This window comes from Nocardioides sp. P5_C9_2 (genome assembly GCF_054049555.1).
On record NZ_JBFUMD010000385.1, the window covers coordinates 1 to 3,833 of the forward strand.

Sequence of the window (3,833 nt, forward strand, 5' to 3'; positions counted from 1 at the left end):
CTGGACCGCATCCGTGACGAGATCGAGCAGGCGATGAAGGGATGACCGTGTCCGCGCCGTCCGGTGCCCGCCCCCGGCGAGGCCGGCCGCGACACCACGACTCCCCTCGGGCCCGGGTCCGCGCACGGCAAGGGACCGCCGTCGCCGGGAGTGGTGGTCCGCGACCTGTCGTCGCCGCGACCCAGCTGACGACCATGGTCGAGGTGGACCTGACGGACCTCCCGCAGGAGATGGTGCTCGCCACCGTCGCCGCGGCCGCGGTCCGTTCGACCGACGCGCATCCCGGGGTCCTCGGCCGGGTCGACCCGGACACGGGCACCCCGACCCGGTCCAGCGCGGTGCACCTCGCCGTCCTCGACGCCGACGGGACGCCCCGTGCCGTCGTCGAGGACGCGGCCGACCTCACCACGGTCGCGCTGGCGCGCCGGATCGCGGCGGGACGGCCCTCGGACGTCGACCACACGTTCGCGGTCGTCGACACCGGCAGCCTCGGAGCACTGCTGGACACCCCCCTCCTGGGTCGGGACCGCTCCACGGTCCTGGGCATCGGTGCGGTGGTACGACGACCGGTCGTGAGGACGTCCGACGGCGGCGAGGCGATCGTCGTGCGGGCCATGGCGCACCTGTCGCTCAGCTACGACCCGCGACTCCTCGGTGGCGGCGACGCTGCGCGGTTCCTGCAGTCCGTGCGGCACGGGCTCGAGGGTGGTGCCGCATGACCGGGACCTCCCCGGACGACGAGCGACGCGTCGTCGACGCCGTCCCCACCGGGCTGTGGATCGAGGGTCTCGAGGTGGCCGCCGACGGCGCCCGCACGGTTCCCGTCCACGACCCCGCCACGGGTGAGGTACTGGCCGAGGTCGCCGACGCCTCACCGGCCGACGGTGTGCGGGCCCTCGACGCGGCAGTGGCCCACCAGGAGTCCTTCGCCGACATGCCGCCCCGTGAACGGGGCGAGATCCTGCGGCGAGGCTTCGAGCTGATGCGCGAGCGGATCGACGACCTCGCGCTGCTCATGACCCTGGAGATGGGCAAGCCGCTCGCCGAGAGCCGGGCCGAGGTGACGTACGCCGCGGAGTTCCTGCGCTGGTTCAGCGAGGAGGCGGTGCGGGTCGCGGGTCGCTACTCGACCTCGCCCGACGGTGCGACCCGGTTGCTGACGCTCAAGCGCCCGGTGGGTCCGACGCTGATGATCACGCCGTGGAACTTCCCCCTGGCGATGGGGACGCGCAAGGTGGGCCCGGCGGTCGCCTCGGGCTGCACCATGGTGGTCAAGCCCGCCGCCCAGACACCCCTGTCGATGCTGGCCTTCGCCCGGCTCATGTCCGAGGCGGGCCTTCCGGACGGCGTGCTCAACGTCATCACCACCAGCTCCAGCGGAGAGGTGATGGAGCCGCTCGTCCGCGACCCGCGTACGCGCAAGCTCACCTTCACCGGCTCGACCGACGTCGGTCGGCGACTGGTCGAGCAGTCGGCCCAGCGCCTGCTGCGCGTGTCGATGGAGCTCGGCGGCAACGCCCCGTTCCTGGTGCTCGCCGACGCCGACCTCGAYGCGGCCGTCGACGGGGCGATGCTCGCCAAGATGCGCAACATGGGAGAGGCCTGCACCGCGGCCAACCGCTTCATCGTGCACGACAGCGTCGCCGCGGAGTTCTCGGACCGACTGGCGTCGCGCATGGGCGCGATGGTGGTCGGACGCGGCACCGGGGCCGGTGTGCAGGTGGGCCCGCTGATCGACGAGGTGTCCCGCGACAAGGTGGCGGCCCTGGTCGGGGGCGCGGTGGACGCCGGCGCCGAGGTGCTGGTGGGCGGTCAGGCCCAGGGTGGGCCGGGGTGGTTCTACCCGCCCACGGTGCTGCGCGACGTACCCCGCGATGCCGGGCTGCTCCACGAGGAGATCTTCGGTCCGGTCGCGCCGGTCACCTCCTTCGCCACCCTGGACGAGGCGGTCGAGCTGGCCAACGACACGGAGTACGGGCTGGCGGCCTATGCCTTCACGCGCGACCTCGACACGGCATGGCAACTGATGGAACGGATCGACGTCGGGATGCTCGGCGTCAACCAGGGCATCGTGTCCAACCCCGCTGCGCCGTTCGGTGGTGTCAAGGCCTCGGGGTTCGGCCGGGAGGGCGGGGCCGAGGGCATCGAGGAGTACCTCGAGACCAGGTACGTCGGGGTGCGTCCCTCCCGCCTGTGAGCCTCAGTCGGCGAGCGCGGCGGCCAGCGCCGCGATGTCCTCCGGCCCGGTGCCGCAGCACCCTCCGACGTAGTGGGCTCCGGCACCCACCCAGGCCTCGACGAGCCCGATGTCGAGCCCCGACGGGCCCTCCCAGGTCCGGGTCGCGCTGTCCCAGCGCCCGCCCTTGTTGGGGTAGGCGACGGCGGGCAGCCCGGTGGCCCCGACGCTGGCCCGTACGGCGCCGAGGACCTCGTCGGGCCGGGAGCAGTTGACGCCCGCGGCGACCAGCGAGGTGGAGCCCGCGAGGGCGTCGTACGCCTCGGTGAGCGACTGCCCGGCACTGGTCCGCCCCTCCCGGACGGAGTAGGTGAGCCAGGCCGGGATGCCGATCTCGTCGAGGAGGGGCACCAGGACCCGCGCCTCGTCGACGTCAGGGATGGTCTCCACCGCGAGCAGGTCGGGTCCGGCCGAGGCGAGCAGCTCGAGGCGCGGTGCGTGGAAGTCCCGCAGCTCGCGGTCCGAGAGCCCGTAGCGACCGCGGTACTCCGAGCCGTCGGCGAGCACGGCGCCGTACGGGCCGACCGAGGCGGCGACGAGGAGCCGACGCCCGTCGCCCGACGAGGCCCCGGCGGCCTCGTCACGGGCCCGCCGCGCCAGCGCGACGCTGGACGTGATCAGCCTGGTCGCCTCGTGCTCGTCGAAGCCGGCAGCGACGAGGGTGGGCACGCTGGCCTGGTAGCTGGCCGCGATCGCCACCTCGGCGCCCGCGTCGAAGAAGGCGCGATGGGCGTCCACGACGAGCTGCGGCGCGTCGCTGAGCAGCCGTGCCGTCCACAGGGCGGAGCCGAGGTCCGCTCCCAGGGCCTCCAGTGCGGTCGAGAGGCCCCCGTCGAGGACGACGGGGCGGTCGGTGGCCACGGGCGTGGGGCTGGTCGCGGGCATGACGTCATCCTCCCGTACGACGGGGTCCGCTCAGGCGCGGGGAAGCCGCAGCTCGAAGCGCGTCGGGCCCTGCGGCCGGGCCAGGGTGACCTCACCGCCCACGCTGCGGGCCATCCTCCGGGCGATGGCCAGCCCGAGGCCCGCGCCCGACCCCCCCGACGAGCTGGTCCCGGGCAGGAAGACGTCATCGGTCGGATCCTCGATGCCCGGTCCGTCGTCCTCGACGAGGAGCCGTACGTCGCCGGAGCCCGCAGCCGTGTCCGGGGACGAGACCACGACCTGCGTCCGGGCGATGCGCACGGCGTTCTCCACGAGGGGGGTCAGGGCCCGGGCCAGGATCGCCGGCGGAGCCGCCACCCGCTGGTCGGCCACCGAGACGACCACGTCCACACGCTCGTGCGCGACGGTGCGGAGCACCTCCTCGACGACGTCGGCGAGGGAGCTGGAGGCGGCGTCCCGGGTCCCGGCCTCCGTGCGGGCCACCTCGAGGAGGGTGGTGATCGTGGTGGCCATCCGGCGCGCGGCCGCCGCGACCTCCTCCATCGTCTCGCGCGCCTCGGGGGAGAGGCCCTCGTCGAGGAGCGCGAGGTCAGCCGTCCCCTGGACGGCGGTGAGGGGGGTGCGCAGCTCGTGGGCGAGCTCGGAGGTGAGCCGCTGCTCGGAGCGGATGGCCGCCGACACCTTGTCCAGGAGGGTGTCCAGGGTCGCGGCC

The 3,833-nt window shown here is 74.1% G+C and carries 4 protein-coding genes; 2 read left to right on the top strand and 2 right to left on the bottom strand.

The annotated features are described in order from the left end of the window. Window positions 1-203: 203 nt before the first annotated feature. A complete protein-coding gene (locus ACXJKL_RS16575) occupies window positions 204-719 on the top strand; it encodes a 2-oxo acid dehydrogenase subunit E2 (protein WP_457208121.1) in 516 nt (171 codons plus the stop codon). Continuing rightward, the gene (locus ACXJKL_RS16580) at window positions 716-2,197 is read left to right on the top strand and encodes an NAD-dependent succinate-semialdehyde dehydrogenase (RefSeq protein WP_457208122.1); all 1,482 of its coding nucleotides are present in this window, start codon (window positions 716-718) and stop codon (window positions 2,195-2,197) included. Before ACXJKL_RS16575 ends, ACXJKL_RS16580 begins: the two co-directional genes overlap by 4 nt. 3 nt (window positions 2,198-2,200) lie before the next feature. On the opposite strand, the gene mmuM is transcribed toward ACXJKL_RS16580, so the two are convergent. Both mmuM and ACXJKL_RS16590 read right to left on the bottom strand, forming a co-directional pair. Further along, window positions 2,201-3,121 (bottom strand): homocysteine S-methyltransferase, encoded by a 921-nt coding sequence (gene mmuM / locus ACXJKL_RS16585; RefSeq protein WP_457208123.1) that lies wholly within the window; start codon window positions 3,119-3,121, stop codon window positions 2,201-2,203. Window positions 3,122-3,151: 30 nt separating this feature from the next. After that, on the bottom strand, window positions 3,152-3,833 hold a 682-nt coding region (locus ACXJKL_RS16590; protein WP_457208124.1), incomplete at its 5' end, for a sensor histidine kinase.

What these genes read in the sequence shown, in the direction of transcription:
- mmuM (WP_457208123.1), bottom strand. Translation starts at nt 3,121, where the DNA reads ATGCCCGCGACCAGCCCCACGCCCGTGGCCACCGACCGCCCCGTCGTC.